Origin of the sequence: Streptobacillus felis (genome assembly GCF_001559775.1) — a bacterium.
In the GTDB taxonomy this organism is placed as follows: Bacteria; Fusobacteriota; Fusobacteriia; order Fusobacteriales; family Leptotrichiaceae; genus Streptobacillus; species Streptobacillus felis.
Genome location: NZ_LOHX01000301.1, coordinates 1 through 20,007, shown reverse-complemented (window position 1 = coordinate 20,007; position 20,007 = coordinate 1). Strand labels below are relative to the sequence as shown.

The window sequence follows — 20,007 nt, the reverse complement described above, 5'->3', positions numbered from 1 at the left end:
TATTGTTCTTACCTTAAATTGACTTCTTGTCTTTCTTGTTTGCTTTATTTATTCCTTTTCTTTCCATTGTCCTCGTCCGTTATGGACATTAATAATCTTACCATAAGACCCCCCTCTATGTCAAGAACTTTTTTTTATTTTTTTTATTTTTTATATTATAGCCTCTCCAACACTCAGCATAGGCATCATTAAAGCAATTAAAATTACCCCTACTATTAACGCTATAACTACTATACTTAATGGCTCTAACACCTTTAATATTATCCTAACTTTTTCTTTTACTCTACTACTATAAATAACATACAATCCTTCAAAACTTGAAATTAAATCACCCGTTTTTTCTGTTATACTTATTATCGCATTAAATTCATCATCAAAAATTATCTTATTTGCATATATTTTCTTAAGTGACATACCCTTACCTAATTTTAAAATTATTTTATTCATTTCTAATTTAAAATAATCATTCTCCAATATATCAATATTTTTTATAGCATCATAAAAATCTATTCCTGATTTTAATTGCATATATATACCTTGTATATATCTCAGTAAAAATTGATCTCTATATATTTTAATTATAAATTTATATCTATCTATTTTATATTTATATACTTTAATCAAATATCTAATTAACATTAATTTAGACAACAAAAAAAATATTAAATATAATTTATACTCAACTATATTTTTTGATAATTTTATTATTAATTTAGTTATATATGGTAATTCAGCATTTAACTCTTCATATATTTCAACAAATCTTGGTACCAAAAATATTAACATAAAAATTAAAATTACAAAAGTTGTTATCAAAAGAAATAAAGGGTAACTAATTATGTTAACTACTTCTTTATACATTTTTTCTTCAAAAACATATTTTTCATTAAGTATACCAAATACCTCCTTAACATTACCTGTTTTTTCTGCTATATGTATATAACTTAAAAATTCATTGCTTTTATCTATATTTTTAAATGCTTCTTTTAAACTCTTTCCTCTTTCTATATCCCTCTTTAACTTTAAAAGAGATTTTTTTTGCTTACCTTTATATATCCTACACAAAACTTCTACACTTTCAATTATATTTATCTCACTTTTAGACAGTATGTATAACCTGCTTACAATTTCATTTCTATACCTATTTTTATTCATTCAAAATTTCAACCTCAACTTCAAAGTACACATTTCTTTTTTCTCTACTTTTATATCTCTTTTTAAATATAGTAGAAAAAATAGGTATATTAGGAGAAGTTGTTTCTATACTTTTACTTTCTCTATTTACATTGGATACAAAAGTGCAACTTTTATTCTTAACTAAAATTTTAGTATTCAATATATTTTTATTTCTAAATTTTTCTCCCTTAAAACTGGATATTTCAGAATACATATCTAATTCTACATATTCCTTATAACCTTTAGTGATTATATTAGGTTTAATCCTAAATATTATTCCTGCTTCGGTACTTTCCATTTTTTTATCCTTCATTACATAAAAATATTCATCAGTTAATTTTATTTCACCTTCACTACCATTCATTACTTTTAATACAGGGAAAGTATTTATGTATATATCACCATTTTGTTTTAAACTTTCTATATCTAAGCCTAACTTATTACCACCAAAATTAAGTAAATTAGCTAATGAAAGCTTGTTATTCAAAAATTCTCCTACCATATTATCATTTTTATTTTCTTCTAATTTAATATTTAATCCTAATCTATCAAACAAAGAAAAAGATGTATCTATTACATTCAATTTTACAACTACCTGTCTTTTAATTTTATCTAAATTAAATACTATCTCTTTAAATTTAGATATATTATCTTTTTCTCCCATCAATAAATATTTTTCACCCACCTTTTTAATATCAACTCCATAAGTACCATTTAATTTTAAAACTTCTGATTCTTCTATGTTTTGTATATTAATTACCTCATGTACTGGTTTTTTTATGACTTCAGTGTTTACCTCCTTATTTTTCACAACCTTTTCCTCATTATATAGCCTTATTTTTTTCAAATTCTCTTCACTAATATACTTTTTTTCAGAAAAAGATACTAAATTATTAAATAATAAAAAAACAAAAAAAATTTTTTCATAACCTCTCCCTATAATAACCCAAAGATATTTCAAAATAATCTCCATTTAATAACAGATATGTTTCACTATTATCAATAAATATTTCTGACAAAAAAATAAGTTGCATAAAATTATATAAAGAATAGAGACTACCCTCTAATTTGAAAACTACATAAACCTTTTCAAAATAATCATCACTTTCTTTTATTATAGGTCTAGAAGCATCTATCAATTTAGTAGAAGTATAGTTAGAAAAATAATAAATAGCCTTAATAAATTCATTATCATCTATAACTATCTTACTAACTTCTTCATTTTTAAGTTCCATAACTATTTCTTGATCGTATTCAACATCTACTTCATCTAATTCTTCCTTAAGTTTTAAAACTACATCCATCTTATCTAAATAATAATTTTTCTTTTCTATATATATATAGCATGAAAATAGTATAAGTAAAACTGTGTATACGTATCTAAACCTCTTTATTTTCAAATTCATAAATAAATGAAATTCCCTCATCTTTATCTTTTAATTCTACTACACTTAATTTATCAAAATATTTTTCTAATTTTTTCTCAAACAACTCTAACCCCTTTATATCTTTAACTTCACCTTTAACCTTCCAAATATCATCATCATATTCTATTCCTGTATAACTTAAACCATATACATTGGTATTTAAAAAAAATTCTATATCCATATAAAAAGGTTTTTTAAAAGGGTTGCTAATTTTTGGTTTTATTTCAACATTTTCTTTTTTTACTTCATATCTTTTTTCTTTCTTTTCTTCTAAACTTTTTTCTAAAACTTTTATTTCATTTTCAATATTTTTTGTATCATATTTATTATCAGTAAATATAAACAAAAGAATAAAAAAGAAAAAAGAAGCAATGAAATATATATACAAAATAATTTGACTAATATTTAAAAAACTTTTTTTATAAACATCTTGATTAAATAGATATTCTTTCAATTTATCTCCACCTAATATTAAACTATAGCCAATAAAATCTTGATCTTTTTCATAATCTGATAACACAAAATCAATTTTTTCTATACCTTCATCTATTTTAATAGAATAATCATTAAGTATTATACAAGTTTTTCCTAATATAAAATCATAAATAGTAAATACTTTCTTTAAATTATAGTTTTCAGATAAAATATTCTTAAATTTTCTTGCTATTTCTTTATCTAAAGTTTTATTAAAACCACATATTTCTGACCCCAAAATTAAATATATAGGCAGTTCTTTTGATATATTTAATTCCTCTAAATTATCTTCCAAATCTAAAAATATATCATCATATATATATTGATATTCTTCATCATCAAATTTTATATATATTTTTTCCAACACTAAAATTATTAAATGTTTTTTCAAACAACATCACTTCTATCAACATAGTCTATAATTTTAATTCTACCTCTACGTAAATCATTTTCTAACATTTTAGCACTGTACTTTTCATGCATAAAAAACTCCATTGTTTTAATTCTCTCAAATCTATATATAAAAATACTAGATACTACCAATAAACTAATACTAGAAAATATCAAAACATATAATAAACTAATCCCCTTATTTTTCATAATTTAACCCTCCTAATTATTAAAACCTCTTCTTTTTCAACCCTAATTTCTAAAACATCTCCATATAAATTAAAACCACAATTAACATCTTTTATAATTTTTTTATTATTTGCATACATACCCTTATCATTACATACTAATAAAATCTCTTGTCCTTCATCAAAAAAAATTACTTTTTTTCTTTCTATATAAATATCATATTTATTATTATCTTTTTCATTTAAATCCCTACTTCTTACCTTCTTTATCACACCATTTAATAAGCCATATATTTCTACTTGATCTTTAATCAAAGACTTTTGTAACTTTAAAAGAATAGTTAGATTTCTATTTATAGATACTAATAACAAAGTAAAAAACATTATAGCTAATATATATTCTAATAGAAAATATCCCCTACTTCTCAATTAATACATACTCCTTAGTCCCATTAAGTTCTATAAATGCTACTCCCCTATCTATAATTAAACTAAATATTATTTCACCTTCTATATCATAAGGTTTTAACCCTATAAAATCACTAAAATCCTCAATACCATCAAATATACATCTATCACATATTAATTTTTCCATTCTTTCTTTATCTAAAGACTTCATATCAACTAATAAATTTTGTAAACCATTGATATTCTTTAGAAGTATTTTTTGTTTTTTTTCTAACATATATATACTTTTAAAAAAACTATAATTTACAAAAAGTGTTGAAATAAATATTAAACTAGACAAAATTGTTTCTATTAACATCTCCCCCCTATTTTTCATACATACATCACATCATGAAATACAAAAGAAAGACACATAGCTGGTGCAAATGGAACATATCTTTTTCTTAATATTAAGCCATATATTAAAGAACTTAAAAACATAACTTGATAAAATGATAATAAAAAATATGCATCTCTATAACCAAAATATATCCCAAAAATAATTATTAATTTAACATCACCCAACCCAATTAACTCATATTTTATATGATATTCTATTATCAAAAGTATAAAAAAAGGTATACTAAAAATTCCCATACCTAAATAACTAGAATACATACCTTCTTTAGTACTAAAAAAAATCAATAAAAACAATATTAACAAATCTCTATCATAAATATATGTTTCTTTTAAATCTAAATATGAAATATATACTAATAATAAATAAATAAAATACCTCATTTTTTCTTGCCATTTAAAGTATATGTTGCAACTTCAGGTTCTGTAACACTAGCAATTATTTTCTCATCATCTATCAAAAAAGAGCCTTTATATCTACCTACAGTAAATGAACTACTACCATTTTCAATATTAATCCCTATATTTTCAGATTCTGAAATAATAGAATTAATATCAATTTCTTTTTTTCCATCTATATTCATCAATATATATGTATTATTTAATTCAGAAACTGCTGCAAATATTTTAGTTTCATTTGCCCTATCAATATACTTACCAACCTTAGGAACTGCTATACTTGCAAGTATACCAATAATAGCAATAACAGTAATAATTTCTATTAATGTAAATCCTCTATTTTTCTTATTCATACCCCCTCCATTTCTTACTAATATTTTACTATTTAAATTATATTTTGTCAATCTATTTTTAATTTTATTTTAATTATTTTACTTTTATCCTGCAATTTGCTAGAATATACAAGAGGTGATAATATGATACTTGGATTTGATATTGGAAACACACACATTTGTCCAATTATTTATGATAATGAAGGTAAAATTATACAGAAATTTAGAATACCTAGCAAAACAAATTTAACTGAAGATACATTATTTGCAACACTTAAAACATTATGTGATTTTAAAAAGATAGATCTAAAAGAAATAAATGAGGTAGTATATTCATCTGTAGTACCACATTTAAATGATATCTTTAACTATTTATCAAAGAAATATTTTAACTGTGAACCATATATTTTAAATGTTTCAAATATAGATGACAATTTAATAAGTTTTGCTACTGCTACTGAAAGAAATTTAGGATCAGACAGAATAGCAACTATACTTGCAATGAAGAAATATATTAAAGATAGAGAATGTATTATATTAGATTTTGGTACAGCAACAACTTTTGAAGTTGTAAGAAATGGAAGTTATCTAGGCGGAGCTATATTACCGGGTATAGACTTATCAATAAATGCATTATTTCAAAATACAGCAAAACTTCCAAAAGTTACTTTTGAAAAACCAGAGGCAGTACTTGGTAATACGACTGTAACTCAAATAAATGTTGGAATATATTATTCAAATATTGGTGCTATAAAAGAACTAATTAACCAATATAAAAATATTTATCCAAATTCATATGTTGTATCTACAGGTGGACAAGGAAAAGTGATAACTGAAGATTTAAAAGATTATATAGATGAGTATAAACCAAACTTATGTGAAGAAGGTATTTTTGAATTCTATCTTTACAAAAAGAATAAATAAAATATAACAAATAACTAAAATAAAAAGCAGGAATTAAATTCCTGCTTTATTTATTTAACTTATTTTTGTTCTAAGTATTGGATTTCTAATCCAGTTAAGTTGATTTCAACACGTCTGTTTGGTAATAGACATTGTTTTAATGCATCTGTAGCTTTTGATCCTGGACAGTTAACTTTAGGTTCTCTTTCACCTTTACTTGCAACAGTAATTGGAGTAGTTACACCTAATTCTTGTAAGTAAGCTCTAACAGTTTGAGCACGTCTTAATCCTAAAGCCATGTTGTAGCTGTCGCTTCCTAATCTATCTGTATGTCCGATTAAGTCTATTCTATCTAATCTTACATAGTCAGTTCCTAATTTCTTAACTAGTTCTACTATTTCAGCTTTACCTGCAGGTAACATATCTTCTAATTTATATTTATCAAATTTGAATAATGTATCTGCACTTAATTCTATTTTCTTAACTTTTGGTTCTACGTAAACTGGAACTTTAACCTCAACGATTTTTTCCACAACTTTTTCTACTACTTTTACGCCGTCATCTGGACATTTTTCTTTTTCAGGTTTTGGTTCTGGTTTTGGTTCTGGTTTAACAACTGGTTTTGGTTCTGGTTTAGGCTCAGGTTTAACTTCAGGTTTAACTGGTTCAACTGGTAAAACTGGTTCTTCAACAGCTGGTGCTGCTAATTGTCCTAATCTTAATCCTGCAGTTAATCCAACTTTGTTTATTACACCTGGTTTATCTTCAGCAAATAATTGTCCTGGTTCTTGAGTAGGTTTAACCATGATGTGAGTTCTTGATGCTAAAGCTTCAACAACAAATGGTCCATATTCTCCGTTTAATCCTACTGCATAGTATAATCCACCTGATCCTTTTGCATCTGTTTCTCCGTGTTGTCTTACAAATCCATATCCTAATTTACCAACTATAGCAAGAGGTGCATCTCCTGATTCTAATTGTAATACGTTTGCTTTGATTACAGCATATACTGGTACATGGTGATATTTTTTATCTTCTTGTAATACACCATTATTGTTTACATCAGAATATTTTTGGAATCCATATCCTGCTGTTTTGTCAGAGAAGTTATACTCTGCTCCAACCCCTACTTCAACTTTATATTGGTTGATTGGGAATAATTCTGCGTTTACTACAAATCCTCTTTCTAAATCTCTAGTTTGATCATTGAAGAATTTGTCAGTAACTGATTGTCTTCTGAATACATCGTATCCACCTTTAACTTGTAACTCAACTCCAGCAACAGCGTTTAATGATGCTAAAGCAGTTAACATTAAAAATGCCTTTTTCATTCTTATCCTCCTAATTTTTTCTTTTATATATTTTCAATGATAGTATACAACATTTTTTTAAAAAAGTCCACTATTTTTTGTAAATATCGATATTATCTAATAATTTTTTTAGTTTTCCTTCTAGCTCATCTTTAATTGCATTTTCTTTTTCAATTACATTTTTTGGTGCTTTTGAAACAAATGATTCATTAGATAATTTAGAATTCGTTCTTTCAAGTTCTTTTTTTACTTTTTCTATTTCTCTATTTAACTTCTCTATTTCTTTATCTACATCTATTAGTCCTTCTAGAGAAACATATATTTTTGCATTACCTACTACCCTAAATCCTGACATCTTAGGTACTTCTGTTAATATTTTAATACTTTCAACATTTGCAAGTTTATCTAAAATCTTAGGATTATTAATTAATAGATTTTTTTCAGATTCATCTTCACTATCAATTATTATATCTATTTTCTTAGCTGGTGATATATTATTTTCAGCTCTAATATTTCTTATAGATGAAATAGCATCTTTTAGATAATCAAATTCTTTAATAGCTTCAAGATTTAATAATCCTTTATCTTCCTCAGGATATTCAACTAACATAATACTTTCTCCATAAGTTTTTACTTTTTGCCATATTTCTTCTGTAACAAATGGCATAAATGGATGTAGTAATCTTAGTCCATTATCTAATACATGTCTTAGTATCCATTGTGCAGTCTGTCTATCAGTATCATTTTCATCTATTCCATAAATTCTTGTTTTAGCTATTTCTAAGTACCAATCACAGAAATCGTTTCTAAAGAATTCATATGCTATTTTAGCAGAAGTATCAATATTATATTCTTCCATTTCTTTATTAATATTTTTAGCTGCTAATTGTAACTTAGATAATATCCATTGATCTTCTAATTTAAAGTCTAAATCAAGTATAGAAATATTTTCATTAAATCCTTCTAAATTAGAAATTACAAATTTAGATGCATTCCATATCTTATTAGCAAATGCTAATCCCATTTCTAATAATTTTTCTGAGAATAATATATCTTGACCTTGACTAGTATTATACATAAAACTAAATCTTACAGCATCAGCACCATATTTATCTATAATACCTAAAGTATCTGGTGCATTACCTAATGATTTAGACATTTTTCTTCCAATTTCATCTCTAATAATTCCTGTAAAATATACTTCCTTAAACGGAATAGTATCTAAGAAATGTAAACTCATCATTATCATACGAGCTACCCAGAAGAAAATTATATCATCACCTGTAACTAGTAAGTCAGTAGGGAAGTATCTTTCTATATCTCTTGTTTTTTCTGGCCAACCCATAGTTGAAAATGGCCAAAGTGCTGATGAGAACCATGTATCAAGTACATCAGTTTCTTCTCTTAATTCCATTTCTTCACCAAATTTTTCAACACAAATTTTCTTTGCATCTTCTAAATTTTTAGCAACTATTAAATCATTATTAGGTGTGTAATATGCAGGTATTCTATGTCCCCACCATATTTGACGACTTATAGTCCAGTCTCTAATATTTTCAAGCCAGTTATAGTATCTTTTCTCCATTCTCTTAGGAGTTAATTTAATTTCACCATTTCTAACTACTTCTAAAGCTCTTTTGGCAAGTGGTTCCATTCTTACAAACCATTGATCAGAAATTCTTGGCTCTATTACAGTTTTACAACGATAGCAATGACCTACAGCATGATTATGTTTTTTAACGCCAACTAAAAGTCCTAGTTCTTCTAAATCTTTAAGTATAGCTTTTCTTGCTTCAAATCTATCCATACCTTTGTATTTTCCACCTAAATCATTTATTTTTGCATCTTCAGTGAAAACATTAATAATTTCAAGCCCAGTTCTTTTTGAAACTTCAAAGTCATTAGGATCATGTGCTGGTGTCATTTTAACTACACCTGTTCCAAATTCCTTATCTACATAATTATCTGCAACTATAGGTATTTCTCTATTCATTAATGGTAAAATAGCTTTTTTACCTATTAAATGAGTATATCTTTCATCTTCAGGATTTACAGCTATACCTGTATCCCCTAGCATAGTTTCAGGTCTAGTAGTTGCAACAACTAAATAACCTTCTTCATCTTTTAAAGGATATCTAATTTCCCAAATACTTCCTTCTTTATCTATATGATCAATTTCATCATCTGCAAGTGCTGTAGTACATCTAGGACACCAGTTAACCATATATTCACCTTTATATATTAGTCCTTGATTATATAAAGTTACGAATACTTCTTTTACAGCTTCTGATAAACCTTCATCCATAGTGAATCTTTCTCTTTCCCAGTCAACAGAGTTACCTATTCTTCTTTGTTGTCTAGTTATTATTCCACCATGTTCTTCTTTCCATTCCCAAACTTTTTTTATAAATTCTTCTCTTCCTAAATCTTCTTTTCTTAAATTATCTTTAGCAAGTTTTCTTTCAACAACATTTTGAGTTGCAATTCCAGCATGATCTGTACCAGTTTGCCATAAAGTATCATAACCCTTCATTCTTTTGTATCTAACTACAACGTCTTGAATAGTATTATTTAATACATGTCCCATATGTAACACACCAGTTACATTTGGTGGTGGAATTACAATACTATATGCGGGTTTTTCATCATCTTTTGATGGTTTAAAATATCCTTTTTCTTCCCATATTTTATACCATTTTTGTTCTATATCAAGTGGATTATACTTATCCATATTAATATTCCTCCTTAAATAGTTTCAATATATATTTGTATTTAACATCTTTACCATTTAACCATTGTATAGATTTAATAAATTGTATTAACATAGAGCATACAAATAAGAAAAACATGAAAGTCCATATATTTTCAAACATTTTTGCATCACCATTTTTTAATAACATATTCTTAGATACCATCATCAATACTAAATATATTAACGACATAGTAAAAGACTTATTTAATATCTGTACAAGAATAAATTTTGTTCTCTTAGGAAGTGAAATTCTAGAAAAATATATTATATACGGACCAAAAAAAGGTATTAACATTGAAATAATCAATACTAATTTAGTTTTAAAAGCTTCTTTTTCATCTACTTTTTCTATAATTTCATTGTCTTTTATTTTAATATTTTTTTTCTTCATTTTTCCTCCTCTAGTAATATATTTTAACATAATTAACTACACTTTACAAGAAAAAAAGACCCAAGATAAATCTTGAGTCTGAATATATTAACTTATTTTTTAAAATAATCCTGGGATGCTTACTCCACCAGTAACAACACTCATTTCTCTTTCAGCTAATTCTTCTGCTTTTTTCATAGCTCCATTTACTGCTGATAAAACTAATGCTGATAACTCTTCTGGGGTTTTTTCTTCTGCTGCATCATTTATGATATCTTGAGATATTTTTATTTCAACTATGTCTTTTTGTCCATTTGCTTTAACTGTTACTAATCCCCCAGCAACTGTTTCTTCAACGAATAAATCTTTTAATCCTTCTTGAATTTGAAGCATTCTTTCTTGCATAGCTTGTGCTTTCTTAATTATGTCTGATTGGTTACCTGCAGCACCTGAATGTGCACCTTTTAATTTTCTAACCATCTTTCCTCCTAAAATATAAAAAAATGGTGGCGAGAGAAGGATTCGAACCTTCGAAGGCTGAGCCGGCAGATTTACAGTCTGCTCCCTTTGGCCACTCGGGTATCTCGCCACGATGGTGCCGCTTATCGGATTCGAACCAATCACCTGCTGATTACAAGTCAGCTGCTCTACCTAATGAGCTAAAGCGGCAAATATATAAATTGTTTTCAAAAAAAAAATGGCGGAAGTGACGAGACTCGAACTCGCGACATCTTGCGTGACAGGCAAGCACTCTAACCAACTGAGCTACACCTCCATAAATGGTGGTCACAACTGGGCTCGAACCAGTGACCCCCTGCTTGTAAGGCAGGTGCTCTCCCAACTGAGCTATGCGACCATTTACTAAATTAATTTGGTAGGCCCTAGGAGAATCGAACTCCTGTTTTTAGGATGAAAACCTAATGTCCTGACCACTAGACGAAGGGCCCAAATCATTTTAGTTTTTTGCTGTCATCTACTGACAAGGATTATAATACCATAACCATAAAAATAAGTCAAGCATTTTTTTTGATTTTTTTTATATTTTTATTTTTTTTATTCAAAAAGCTTGATTTTCCTATATTATAATAGATATCAATGCACAAATAAAAATAATATTTCTCATCTTAAACTTAAACTTCATTAGTATTATTGCAACAAAAAAACATACCAATGATACGTATTCTATTTTATATGAATTTGCAAAATTAACAAACATACTTTTCTTCATTATATTTAAAGTAGCAATAAATATTAATGAAATTGTTGCTGGCTTAATACCATCTATAATCTTCATCATAATTTTATTTTCAAAACCTATATATTTAATAAATATTGTAAGTAAAATTATTTGAGGACTAATTACTCCTATAGTTGCTACAATACTTCCTATAACTCCATAATTATTCATACCTATAAAAGTTGCAGCATTTATAGCTATAGGTCCTGGTGTTACTTGAGAAATAGAAATGATATCTAATAAAGTTGAACTACTAACCCAAGTATATTTATTAACTATAAACTCTTCTATTAAAGGTAATATTACATATCCTCCACCAAAGGCAAACATACCTATTTGAAAAAATGCTATATATAGTTTTAAAAGCATCATTTCTCCTTCCTATTTCTTATATAACCCTAATATTGAACATATTATTAATATATATGAAAGTTTTAATTTAAATATTAAAGAAAGTAACAATACTAAAATATTAATAGATAAATAAAAATATTTTTTTTCATTTTCAAATTGTTTTACAAACATATTATATACAGTAAAAAATAACATAGCAATTATTGCACCACTTATACCTTTTAAAACTTTTTGAACATATACATTATCTATCAATTTATTATAACTAAAAGCTATTAATGAAATTGCTATAATACAAGGTAATACAGAAGCAATTACTGCAATAATAGCGCCTAAAAAACCTAAAGTATATTGCCCTACTAAAAATGAAGTTGATATAGTCATCACACCTGGTATAGACTGTGCAAGAGTTACTATTTTTAACATTTCATCTTCATTTATAGCCTTATGTTTATTTACAAACTCATCTTTAATTATAGGTATTATAGTATAACCTCCACCAAAAGTAATAGTATTAATAATAAATAAACTAGTAAAAAGTTCTAAATATCCTATTTTCTTTTCCATAAATTAATCACCAATATAATTATAGCACCTATACTTGATTTTTACAATTTATTATGCTAAAATTAGACTTTAAAACAATTATGGAGGTTTAAAATGTTATTAGAGAATTTAAAGGTGGTTTTAAATGATAAATTTTTATCAGCTATCTTTTCAACAATTTTTATTATCCTTTTAGGGTATTTTTTAAGAAAAAGACAAATAGTTAATGAACATGCTTCAAAAGTTTTAAGTTCTATTTTATTAAGTGCTGCTTTACCTGCATTAGCATTTAAAGCATTCTTAGCAGATATTAGTGAAAAAACTTATACTACTGGAATAAATGTTTTAGTATTTGGTTTCGTTGCATATGTATTATTAATTCTTCTTGGATATATATTATATGCAAATAAAAAAGGTGATTTAAAAGATACTTTAGTTGTATTAACAGCTTTTGGTTCTACGACTTTCTTTGGTATCCCTATAATTAACGGTTTATTTGGAAATGAAGGAACATTATATGCTAATGTATTTAATATCGCATATAGAGTTTTCTTATATTCATTCGCATTAATTGTAATGAGTGGAACAAAATTTGATAAGAAAAATTTAAAACAAATTTTTGCTAATCCTATTATCATTGCAACATTTGTAGGATTATTTTTATGGATATTCCAATCTGCAATGCCACAAACAAGTATAATGGTAAAAGATGCTAAAACAGGTGAAATGATCGCACAAAGTATTTCTATTTTTAGAATAGATAAAACTTTACCATGGTTATTTAACGGTATCAACTACTTAGCTACTTTATCTTCTCCACTTGCATGGCTTGCAATAGGGATGACTTTAGCACAAATATCTTTAGCAGATGCTATAAAAGAAAAATTAACTATAGTTTATGCTGGATACAAATTAATATTAATACCTGCTTTATTCTTCGTAATTTTAGTTGTATTAAACAAATTTGGAATTACATTTGCATACGAAGCTATAGCAGCTATAGTAATAATGCTTGCAACTCCTCCTGCAACAGTAGCAGTTGCTTATGCAATTAAATTTGAAAAAGAAGCTGTACTTGCTTCAAATATTTCATTAGTTAATACTGTATTTGCAATTTTTGCAATTATATTTTGGATATTAGTATTAGCAGCTACACATGCAGCTGGTATTATATAGAAAGAGGTAAATAAATGAAAGTTTTATGTTATGGTGTAAGAGATGTTGAAGAAAAATTCTTCCACGAATTAAATGAAAAATTTCATTTCGAAATTACTTGTATTCCAGAATATTTAAATACATCAGAAACAGCATTAAAGGCCAAAGGTTATGATGCTGTAATCTTAAGAGGTAATTGTTGGGCGACAAAAGAAAACCTAGACATTTACAAAGAGTGTGGAGTTAAATATGTACTGACAAGAACTGTTGGTGTTAACCATATAGATATAAACTACGCAAAGCAATTAGGAATGAAAATGGCTTATGTACCATTTTATTCACCTAATGCAATAGCAGAACTTGCAGTTACACTTGCGATGATGCTATTAAGAAATACAGCTTTAATGACTTCAAATTCTGCTAACAAAGACTTCAGAGTAACTTCTTCTATGTTTTCTAGAGAAATTAGAAATTGCAAAGTTGGAGTAATAGGTCTTGGTAAAATAGGATTTACAGCAGCTAAATTATTTAAGGGTTTAGGTGCAAATGTACTTGGATATGATGTATTTAAAAAAGATGGTATAGAAGATATTGTAACTCAAGTAGATTTAGACACATTAATAAAAGAAAGTGACATAATTTCATTACACGTTCCATTTATTAAAGAAAACGGAAAACTTGTAACTGAGGAATTTGTTTCAAAAATGAAAGATAATTCTATTTTAATAAACACAGGACGTGGAGAAACTACGTGCACTAAAGCAATAATAGATGGAATTAAATCTGGTAAACTTGCAGGTGCTGGTATAGATACTTTAGAAAATGAATCTGAATTATTCTTTAAAGATTTCTCAAGAAAAGAAATACCTAATGAATTATTTGAAGAATTAGTAAGTCTTTACCCTAAAGTATTATTAACTCCTCATTTAGGATCATTCACTGATGAAGCAGTTACTAATATGATAGAAACAACATATGAAAATTTACAAGAATTCATTAACAATGGAGATTGTAAGAATAAATTATAGAAAAATGGAGCCTATGCTCCATTTTTTATATAGTAATTTCTATTTGATTTCCTTCTAAATCCAAAAATAAACTTTCATAATATCCATCACCAGTCGTTCTAGGACCACTAATAACATTATATCCATCATCTTTTAATATATTTGTTAACTCATCCACTTTTTCCTTACTTCCAAGTGAAAATGCAATATGTACAAATCCCGTTCTATACAAACCTTTTTCATCATCTTGCATATCAATTCTATTCATTATTTCAAGTCTTGCTCCACTAGAAAAACTTAAAAAATATGATTTAAATCCAGTATTTTTATTAACATATATATCATTAGATTTAGCATCAAAATATTTTATAAAAAAAACTTTAGTCTTTTCTAAATCATTAACATACATAGCAACATGTTCTATTATCATTTTTTGAAAAACTCCTTCTTATATTCATCATATATTATTCTTAAAGATTTAAACATCATCTCCCTAAGCATGGGTTCTTTTACAGTTTTTATAAGTGCCTGACCTGTAGATTCCCAACTTGTAACTATTTCCTTCATACTCATATTCATTCCAAAAATAGCATTAAATAATAAGTCTACAAATTCTTTTCTTTGTTTTTCATCAACAACATTCAACCAATTAGTAACACTATTTCTTAATACCTTACTATCTAAAGTTAAGTCTTTTTCATAAATAAAGTCTTTTCCTAAAATATTCCAAGAATAAACATCATGTTGCATAATCAGTTTTTCAGAACTTCCTACTATCTTAACCTTTTCTTTTCTTTCTAAAAATAAGCCAACTATAGACGACTTAGGTATATATGTTTCTATTTTAGGAACTATCATATCATATCTTTCATCATCTAATATTTCTTTATTAAATCCTGGACCATCAAAGTTATATATTCTTAAAATCTTTTTTTTGTATACATCATCTATGAATATAGATGAATAAATCGCTAAATTTCCACCCTTAGAATGTCCCCCTATAATTACATTTTCAGGATATTTTTCAAAAACTTTTTTTAAATAGCCAACTGATTCCAATTGAGCAGGAACTTTACTAGTAAAACTCATATTAAAATCTTCTTTCCAACCAACCACTGTACCATCTGTACCTCTAAAAGAAACAAATCTTACACCATCATGCAAAGTAATAACCATGGCTGAAAATTGTTTCTCTTCATCAGTACTAATATTATTTACATAATCACTTAGTAATAATTTTGAATATCTTTTTGATTTTAATAATAGTTTTGCAAGATCTGCATCATATGGCCATATAGTTCTTGCTTCCATATCTTTAGAATCTAAATATTGCTTAATAGCATCCTTTAATACTATAGTTTCATTTTTCTTAATTATACCTTCAAAATGTATGTATGAAAGTCTTGAAAGTATTAACGCATCAATTTTATTAAATTTATCTGATTTAAAATCTAAATCACCACGCCATTTTAAATACTCTAATATCATAGTAAACTCCTATCTTAATTTGTATTCTTCATCTATATTAGAAATTCTTTCTAATCTTTCATCAGAAAGTATATATGCACTACCTTTTATTATTTCCATTTCTCCTCTTATACCAAGTATATAGCTCCCATCATCAAGACAATAAAATTTTCTTTCCATACTATCTTTTTTTGCTATGTCTTCTATTAAATTTAAGCCATCCACACTCATGGTCTTTAAAAATTCAAAATGAGGTAAAACATTAACTTCAGTAATACCCAATCCCTCAAGCTCCCTCTTATATTCTCTATCTTTTACTTCTCCATTATGTTCTGGTATAGAATAAACTTTACTTGCACTATTCATGCTACCAGCACTACAACTCATTATTATACCATCATATTTATCTATATATTTTTTTAAATTGATTTCATGAAAAAATTTATTCTGTGTAGGTACATGTCCACCTGCTAAAAAAACTAAATTTGCAGAAACAATTAGCTCTTCTACATTTTCTTTATTTCTTGAATCAAGAATATTAAATTCATTTATTTCTATATTTTCAACCTCTAAAGCATTTTTTAAATCAAAGGCATATTTTTCTGTTTCTTCTATATTATTTGGGTTATTTGCAACAAAGAGAAAAGAGCAAGGTTTCTTTATATTTAATTTTAAATCATTTATAAATCCATTTTCCTTAATCAATAATCTATCATCAAAATTGATAGTAGCACTAGTTAAATAATATCTCATATTCTCATCCTCCTTAACTAAGCATAACACATTTAATATTTATATACAATAAAAATGACACTTCCTATAAAGAAAGCATCATTTATTATTAGTATTTATATAACATACCTAACTGTACGCCATTTGCTCTATATCCTCTTTCACCAAAACGATGAACTGCATTAGCCCACATATTTAATCTACCATTAATTTCTATATCTTTTAATCCCCATTTTAATTCCAACATATTTTTATTTCCATCTATATAATAATTAACATCATCAACTTTAACCCCAACTAAATTAACATCATAATTCCAGTTAAAGTCTATAAATGGATTTAAATATTTTTTACCAGTATGAAGAGTTAAGTTAGTACCTAACTTAGTTCTTAAATTAGAATTACCTAAATATTCTATATCTTTTGTTTGTTCTAATTTAGGAGTTAAGATATAGCTATAGATAAATTGTGCATAATGTTTAGCATGTAATCTCATATTACCTAAATACATATTTCCATCTGTTCCTAATTCAGCAGATACTTTAAATACATTTACACCAAAATTAATAGGTTCTTCTGTATTAATTCTATTTTGCATATATGTATAATTTAACCATCCATCTGCATACCAGTTATTATTTCTCCATGTTCCATATATACCTAAACCAAATGCACCAGATATACCACTAACCTTAGTTTCTCCAGATTTAACATTATCCATACCTAAATTACCATATATACCATATTTATATACATTTTTTTCTTCTTTTTTTATACCTAAATCATAACCTAAAAATACACTAGTTAAGTTACTCTTAATTGGAATATTAATATTATCTCTATCTGATAAAACATTTTTAGAAGTCATATTTGTAACTTTAGTCCAAAGTTCTTGTCCTTCTTTATATGTTTCTCTATCATGATCATAATAAGTTAAGTTAAACTCATGTTGACCTTTTTCCATAGAATTTAATATTATTCCTAAATCATCAGTAGGTTTAACAAATTCTTGTTCTAAGTACCAATTATTATTTTCTAAATACCATTTATATCTATATGCACCATGTATTGGATTTAATAAAGTAAAGGCATCAGGTGTAGAACTTCCTGTAGATATCATTTCCAACCTATCTTTCCATCTTTTACTTAAAGTAGAACCTGGATTTGATATCTCTACTCCTGTATTACCTGAAGCATTCCCACTTATATATATCTTATCTGAAGTATTATAGTATTCTGAAGGTTCATTATCTATTAATGCACGCATTAATATTTTACCATTATCACCTACATAATTACCAGTTATCTCAAGAGAAGTAGCATCTTTTGGGTTATTTTCAAGTTGTATAGTACCACTATTTTTAATTTCAGTAGTCATACTTAATCTACTTGTAATTTTTAAAGTAGAATTTTCTCCTATTTCAGTTTTTTTACTATCTAATCTACCTCTATCTATTGTAAGTTTAGAATTATCTAAAATAATCTCATCTCTAATATCGTCATATACAGAACCAAAACTCCAATCAGAATCTTTTAAGTGTAATTTTTCAATTCCATAAAAAAACTGATCTTCCTTTTTACCTTCACCTAAAAGTACTAAAGTATCATTATCCCCTTCTGACCCACTTATATATCCTGTAATATTTTTTTCAGATTTTACACTAACTATAGTTCCATTTACATCTTTTCTCTTTAAATATAAATTACCCTTTAATTCACCATCTTCTAAATGAACTTCTAAATCAGGGTAAGTTTTACGTTCTTCATCTATAACTGATTTTAAATCAATATAGTCACCTATAGTTTCACTATTAATTTCAAGATTTGTATTTATAGTATTTTTATTTACTACTTTACCTGTATTTGCTACAATAGATATATCCCTATTATTATAATAGTATTCCCCATCATCAACGATTTCAGAACCTATTATTCCTCTATTTTCAAAATCTAATTTATTTGTTTCTATTCTAAAAATTTCAGTTTTTATAAAACCATTTTCAGTATTCAAAAATTTTACATTAGCTTTATTAAAATCAGCATTATAATAATCATCATTGTTTATTGAAAGTTTGTTTATTAACTTATCATTAGTTATTTCTATATTTGTTGCATAATCAGCACCCAAATAATTTATTTCCCCTTTATTAATCAAATTAATTTCACTTTTTTCAAGATTTTCATTATTATATCCATTTAAATATGTATTATGAAGTTTTGCATCTTCTTTATTAATTACAAATACTTTATTAGCAGTAAGATTTATAGTATGAAAAATTTCACCTTCATTTTCTAATGCAATAATAGTACTATATACATCAAGACTACCTTTAATTACTGATTTTCTATCCCCTATTTTAGAATTTTTTATATATACATTTTTAGCATTTATATTTACCCCTTCTACATTAGGTGCATAACCATTAATAGTATTGTTGTTTTCAAAATATACAAACCCTTTATAATATGGTCCATGTTGACCTGCAAATACTTCTGCACCACTACCTAAAACAGCATTATTAACTAATTTCACACTATCTGGTTCTCCATTAGAAAATACTACATAACTTCTTCCACCATCAGTATCTGCATTGTAGGTTACATTTAATTTTTCATTAGTTTTTACATGTGTTGATGACGGTCTATTATGTACTAGTGTTCTATCATACACCGTATTTCTTTCTATAGCTTTTATACCATCTATCCCGGCTTGTATCTTATTTTCTAAACTTTCACCCCTTGCAAGCATAGAAAATAAACTTAAAATAATTAAAGTGTTCTTATTAACTTTCATAAATATCCCTTCTTTTTTTTACTTAAATATATTATACCATATTTTTACACATACTAGAATATCTTTTTACTTAAATTTAAAAAACCTAAATTAAAATAGTAAGTGTCCAAAAATAACTTGAAAAAAATTGGATATACAGTACAATCATAAACGACTAAATTAATTGAAAGGAACTGTATACCCAGACCCA

Annotated in this window: 22 protein-coding genes and 5 tRNA genes; 3 read left to right on the top strand and 24 right to left on the bottom strand. The window is 26.3% G+C overall.

Annotation, left to right across the window (positions count from 1 at the left end; genetic code table 11):
* Positions 1-150: 150 nt before the first annotated feature.
* The 9 genes from AYC60_RS06585 to AYC60_RS09470 all read right to left on the bottom strand — a co-directional run bounded on the left by AYC60_RS06585 (position 151) and on the right by AYC60_RS09470 (position 5,211).
* The gene (locus AYC60_RS06585) at positions 151-1,155 is read right to left on the bottom strand and encodes a type II secretion system F family protein (RefSeq protein ID WP_067322701.1); all 1,005 of its coding nucleotides are present in this window, start codon (positions 1,153-1,155) and stop codon (positions 151-153) included.
* Positions 1,148-1,987 (bottom strand): hypothetical protein, encoded by an 840-nt coding sequence (locus AYC60_RS06580; protein WP_197416998.1) that lies wholly within the window; start codon positions 1,985-1,987, stop codon positions 1,148-1,150. The genes AYC60_RS06585 and AYC60_RS06580 overlap by 8 nt, the downstream gene beginning before the upstream one ends.
* 112 nt (positions 1,988-2,099) lie before the next feature.
* Positions 2,100-2,582 carry a frataxin domain-containing protein gene (locus tag AYC60_RS06575; protein WP_067322697.1) on the bottom strand — a complete coding sequence of 161 codons (483 nt, stop codon included), beginning with the start codon at positions 2,580-2,582 and terminating at the stop codon, positions 2,100-2,102.
* Entirely contained in the window at positions 2,557-3,468 is a 912-nt protein-coding gene (locus AYC60_RS06570; protein ID WP_067322694.1) for a hypothetical protein, read from the bottom strand. Before AYC60_RS06570 ends, AYC60_RS06575 begins: the two co-directional genes overlap by 26 nt.
* The gene (locus tag AYC60_RS06565) at positions 3,465-3,677 is read right to left on the bottom strand and encodes a hypothetical protein (protein WP_067322691.1); all 213 of its coding nucleotides are present in this window, start codon (positions 3,675-3,677) and stop codon (positions 3,465-3,467) included. Before AYC60_RS06565 ends, AYC60_RS06570 begins: the two co-directional genes overlap by 4 nt.
* A complete protein-coding gene (locus AYC60_RS06560) occupies positions 3,674-4,084 on the bottom strand; it encodes a hypothetical protein (RefSeq protein WP_067322688.1) in 411 nt (136 codons plus the stop codon). Before AYC60_RS06560 ends, AYC60_RS06565 begins: the two co-directional genes overlap by 4 nt.
* Positions 4,074-4,439 carry a hypothetical protein gene (locus AYC60_RS06555; protein WP_197416997.1) on the bottom strand — a complete coding sequence of 122 codons (366 nt, stop codon included), beginning with the start codon at positions 4,437-4,439 and terminating at the stop codon, positions 4,074-4,076. Before AYC60_RS06555 ends, AYC60_RS06560 begins: the two co-directional genes overlap by 11 nt.
* Positions 4,436-4,843, bottom strand: a complete 408-nt coding sequence (locus AYC60_RS06550; protein ID WP_067322682.1) for a prepilin peptidase — start codon at positions 4,841-4,843, stop codon at positions 4,436-4,438. The genes AYC60_RS06555 and AYC60_RS06550 overlap by 4 nt, the downstream gene beginning before the upstream one ends.
* Positions 4,840-5,211, bottom strand: coding sequence for a prepilin-type N-terminal cleavage/methylation domain-containing protein (locus tag AYC60_RS09470; RefSeq protein ID WP_067322679.1), 372 nt, complete (start codon positions 5,209-5,211; stop codon positions 4,840-4,842). Before AYC60_RS09470 ends, AYC60_RS06550 begins: the two co-directional genes overlap by 4 nt.
* A 123-nt stretch (positions 5,212-5,334) precedes the next feature.
* On the opposite strand from AYC60_RS09470, the gene AYC60_RS06540 reads away from it, so the two are divergent.
* Entirely contained in the window at positions 5,335-6,114 is a 780-nt protein-coding gene (locus AYC60_RS06540) for a type III pantothenate kinase (protein ID WP_067322677.1), read from the top strand.
* 59 nt (positions 6,115-6,173) lie between these two features.
* Here the strand turns inward: AYC60_RS06540 and AYC60_RS06535 are convergent, their stop codons facing one another.
* The 11 genes from AYC60_RS06535 to AYC60_RS06485 all read right to left on the bottom strand — a co-directional run bounded on the left by AYC60_RS06535 (position 6,174) and on the right by AYC60_RS06485 (position 12,683).
* Positions 6,174-7,424, bottom strand: a complete 1,251-nt coding sequence (locus AYC60_RS06535) for an OmpA family protein (RefSeq protein ID WP_067322674.1) — start codon at positions 7,422-7,424, stop codon at positions 6,174-6,176.
* A 70-nt stretch (positions 7,425-7,494) separates the two neighbouring features.
* The gene (locus AYC60_RS06530) at positions 7,495-10,134 is read right to left on the bottom strand and encodes a valine--tRNA ligase (RefSeq protein ID WP_067322673.1); all 2,640 of its coding nucleotides are present in this window, start codon (positions 10,132-10,134) and stop codon (positions 7,495-7,497) included.
* Between the two features lies 1 nt (position 10,135).
* Positions 10,136-10,546: a hypothetical protein gene (locus tag AYC60_RS06525; protein ID WP_067322671.1), complete on the bottom strand. Its 411-nt coding sequence runs from the start codon at positions 10,544-10,546 to the stop codon at positions 10,136-10,138.
* A gap of 99 nt (positions 10,547-10,645) precedes the next feature.
* Positions 10,646-11,005, bottom strand: coding sequence for a YbaB/EbfC family nucleoid-associated protein (locus tag AYC60_RS06520; protein WP_067322668.1), 360 nt, complete (start codon positions 11,003-11,005; stop codon positions 10,646-10,648).
* A gap of 24 nt (positions 11,006-11,029) precedes the next feature.
* Positions 11,030-11,114: transfer RNA gene (locus tag AYC60_RS06515), tRNA-Tyr, on the bottom strand.
* Between the two features lie 4 nt (positions 11,115-11,118).
* Positions 11,119-11,194: transfer RNA gene (locus tag AYC60_RS06510), tRNA-Thr, on the bottom strand.
* Positions 11,195-11,223: 29 nt separating this feature from the next.
* Positions 11,224-11,300 (bottom strand) — tRNA-Asp (locus AYC60_RS06505).
* 5 nt (positions 11,301-11,305) lie between these two features.
* Positions 11,306-11,381, bottom strand: a tRNA-Val gene (locus tag AYC60_RS06500).
* Between the two features lie 16 nt (positions 11,382-11,397).
* A tRNA-Glu gene (locus tag AYC60_RS06495) sits at positions 11,398-11,472 on the bottom strand.
* 128 nt (positions 11,473-11,600) lie between these two features.
* Positions 11,601-12,134, bottom strand: coding sequence for a chromate transporter (locus tag AYC60_RS06490; protein ID WP_082762590.1), 534 nt, complete (start codon positions 12,132-12,134; stop codon positions 11,601-11,603).
* Positions 12,135-12,143: 9 nt separating this feature from the next.
* Positions 12,144-12,683 (bottom strand): chromate transporter, encoded by a 540-nt coding sequence (locus AYC60_RS06485; protein ID WP_067322664.1) that lies wholly within the window; start codon positions 12,681-12,683, stop codon positions 12,144-12,146.
* A 93-nt stretch (positions 12,684-12,776) separates the two neighbouring features.
* On the opposite strand from AYC60_RS06485, the gene AYC60_RS06480 reads away from it, so the two are divergent.
* On the top strand, positions 12,777-13,838 hold the full coding sequence (locus tag AYC60_RS06480; RefSeq protein ID WP_067322661.1) for an AEC family transporter: 1,062 nt from the start codon (positions 12,777-12,779) through the stop codon (positions 13,836-13,838).
* Positions 13,839-13,852: 14 nt separating this feature from the next.
* Positions 13,853-14,845: a 2-hydroxyacid dehydrogenase gene (locus AYC60_RS06475; protein ID WP_067322660.1), complete on the top strand. Its 993-nt coding sequence runs from the start codon at positions 13,853-13,855 to the stop codon at positions 14,843-14,845.
* Positions 14,846-14,870: 25 nt separating this feature from the next.
* Here AYC60_RS06475 and AYC60_RS06470 read toward each other — a convergent pair whose 3' ends face one another.
* The 4 genes from AYC60_RS06470 to AYC60_RS06455 form a co-directional block, all read right to left on the bottom strand.
* The gene (locus AYC60_RS06470; protein ID WP_067322657.1) at positions 14,871-15,254 is read right to left on the bottom strand and encodes a VOC family protein; all 384 of its coding nucleotides are present in this window, start codon (positions 15,252-15,254) and stop codon (positions 14,871-14,873) included.
* Complete coding sequence (locus tag AYC60_RS06465; RefSeq protein WP_067322655.1) at positions 15,251-16,312, bottom strand: DUF2974 domain-containing protein; 1,062 nt, start codon at positions 16,310-16,312, stop codon at positions 15,251-15,253. Before AYC60_RS06465 ends, AYC60_RS06470 begins: the two co-directional genes overlap by 4 nt.
* Before the next feature lie 9 nt (positions 16,313-16,321).
* Entirely contained in the window at positions 16,322-17,044 is a 723-nt protein-coding gene (locus tag AYC60_RS06460) for a Type 1 glutamine amidotransferase-like domain-containing protein (RefSeq protein ID WP_067322652.1), read from the bottom strand.
* 88 nt (positions 17,045-17,132) lie between these two features.
* Entirely contained in the window at positions 17,133-19,817 is a 2,685-nt protein-coding gene (locus AYC60_RS06455) for an autotransporter domain-containing protein (RefSeq protein WP_067322649.1), read from the bottom strand.
* Positions 19,818-20,007 lie beyond the last annotated feature (190 nt).

Bases quoted from the DNA above. Each gene is read 5' to 3' on its own strand.
- AYC60_RS06585 (WP_067322701.1), bottom strand. From the start codon at position 1,155: ATGAATAAAAATAGGTATAGAAATGAAATTGTAAGCAGGTTATACATA.
- AYC60_RS06575 (WP_067322697.1), bottom strand. From the start codon at position 2,582: ATGAATTTGAAAATAAAGAGGTTTAGATACGTATACACAGTTTTACTT.
- AYC60_RS06565 (WP_067322691.1), bottom strand. From the start codon at position 3,677: ATGAAAAATAAGGGGATTAGTTTATTATATGTTTTGATATTTTCTAGT.
- AYC60_RS06555 (WP_197416997.1), bottom strand. From the start codon at position 4,439: ATGAAAAATAGGGGGGAGATGTTAATAGAAACAATTTTGTCTAGTTTA.
- AYC60_RS06550 (WP_067322682.1), bottom strand. From the start codon at position 4,843: ATGAGGTATTTTATTTATTTATTATTAGTATATATTTCATATTTAGAT.
- AYC60_RS09470 (WP_067322679.1), bottom strand. From the start codon at position 5,211: ATGAATAAGAAAAATAGAGGATTTACATTAATAGAAATTATTACTGTT.
- AYC60_RS06540 (WP_067322677.1), top strand. From the start codon at position 5,335: ATGATACTTGGATTTGATATTGGAAACACACACATTTGTCCAATTATT.
- AYC60_RS06535 (WP_067322674.1), bottom strand. From the start codon at position 7,424: ATGAAAAAGGCATTTTTAATGTTAACTGCTTTAGCATCATTAAACGCT.
- AYC60_RS06530 (WP_067322673.1), bottom strand. From the start codon at position 10,134: ATGGATAAGTATAATCCACTTGATATAGAACAAAAATGGTATAAAATA.
- AYC60_RS06525 (WP_067322671.1), bottom strand. From the start codon at position 10,546: ATGAAGAAAAAAAATATTAAAATAAAAGACAATGAAATTATAGAAAAA.
- AYC60_RS06520 (WP_067322668.1), bottom strand. From the start codon at position 11,005: ATGGTTAGAAAATTAAAAGGTGCACATTCAGGTGCTGCAGGTAACCAA.
- AYC60_RS06490 (WP_082762590.1), bottom strand. From the start codon at position 12,134: ATGATGCTTTTAAAACTATATATAGCATTTTTTCAAATAGGTATGTTT.
- AYC60_RS06485 (WP_067322664.1), bottom strand. From the start codon at position 12,683: ATGGAAAAGAAAATAGGATATTTAGAACTTTTTACTAGTTTATTTATT.
- AYC60_RS06480 (WP_067322661.1), top strand. From the start codon at position 12,777: ATGTTATTAGAGAATTTAAAGGTGGTTTTAAATGATAAATTTTTATCA.
- AYC60_RS06475 (WP_067322660.1), top strand. From the start codon at position 13,853: ATGAAAGTTTTATGTTATGGTGTAAGAGATGTTGAAGAAAAATTCTTC.
- AYC60_RS06470 (WP_067322657.1), bottom strand. From the start codon at position 15,254: ATGATAATAGAACATGTTGCTATGTATGTTAATGATTTAGAAAAGACT.
- AYC60_RS06465 (WP_067322655.1), bottom strand. From the start codon at position 16,312: ATGATATTAGAGTATTTAAAATGGCGTGGTGATTTAGATTTTAAATCA.
- AYC60_RS06460 (WP_067322652.1), bottom strand. From the start codon at position 17,044: ATGAGATATTATTTAACTAGTGCTACTATCAATTTTGATGATAGATTA.
- AYC60_RS06455 (WP_067322649.1), bottom strand. From the start codon at position 19,817: ATGAAAGTTAATAAGAACACTTTAATTATTTTAAGTTTATTTTCTATG.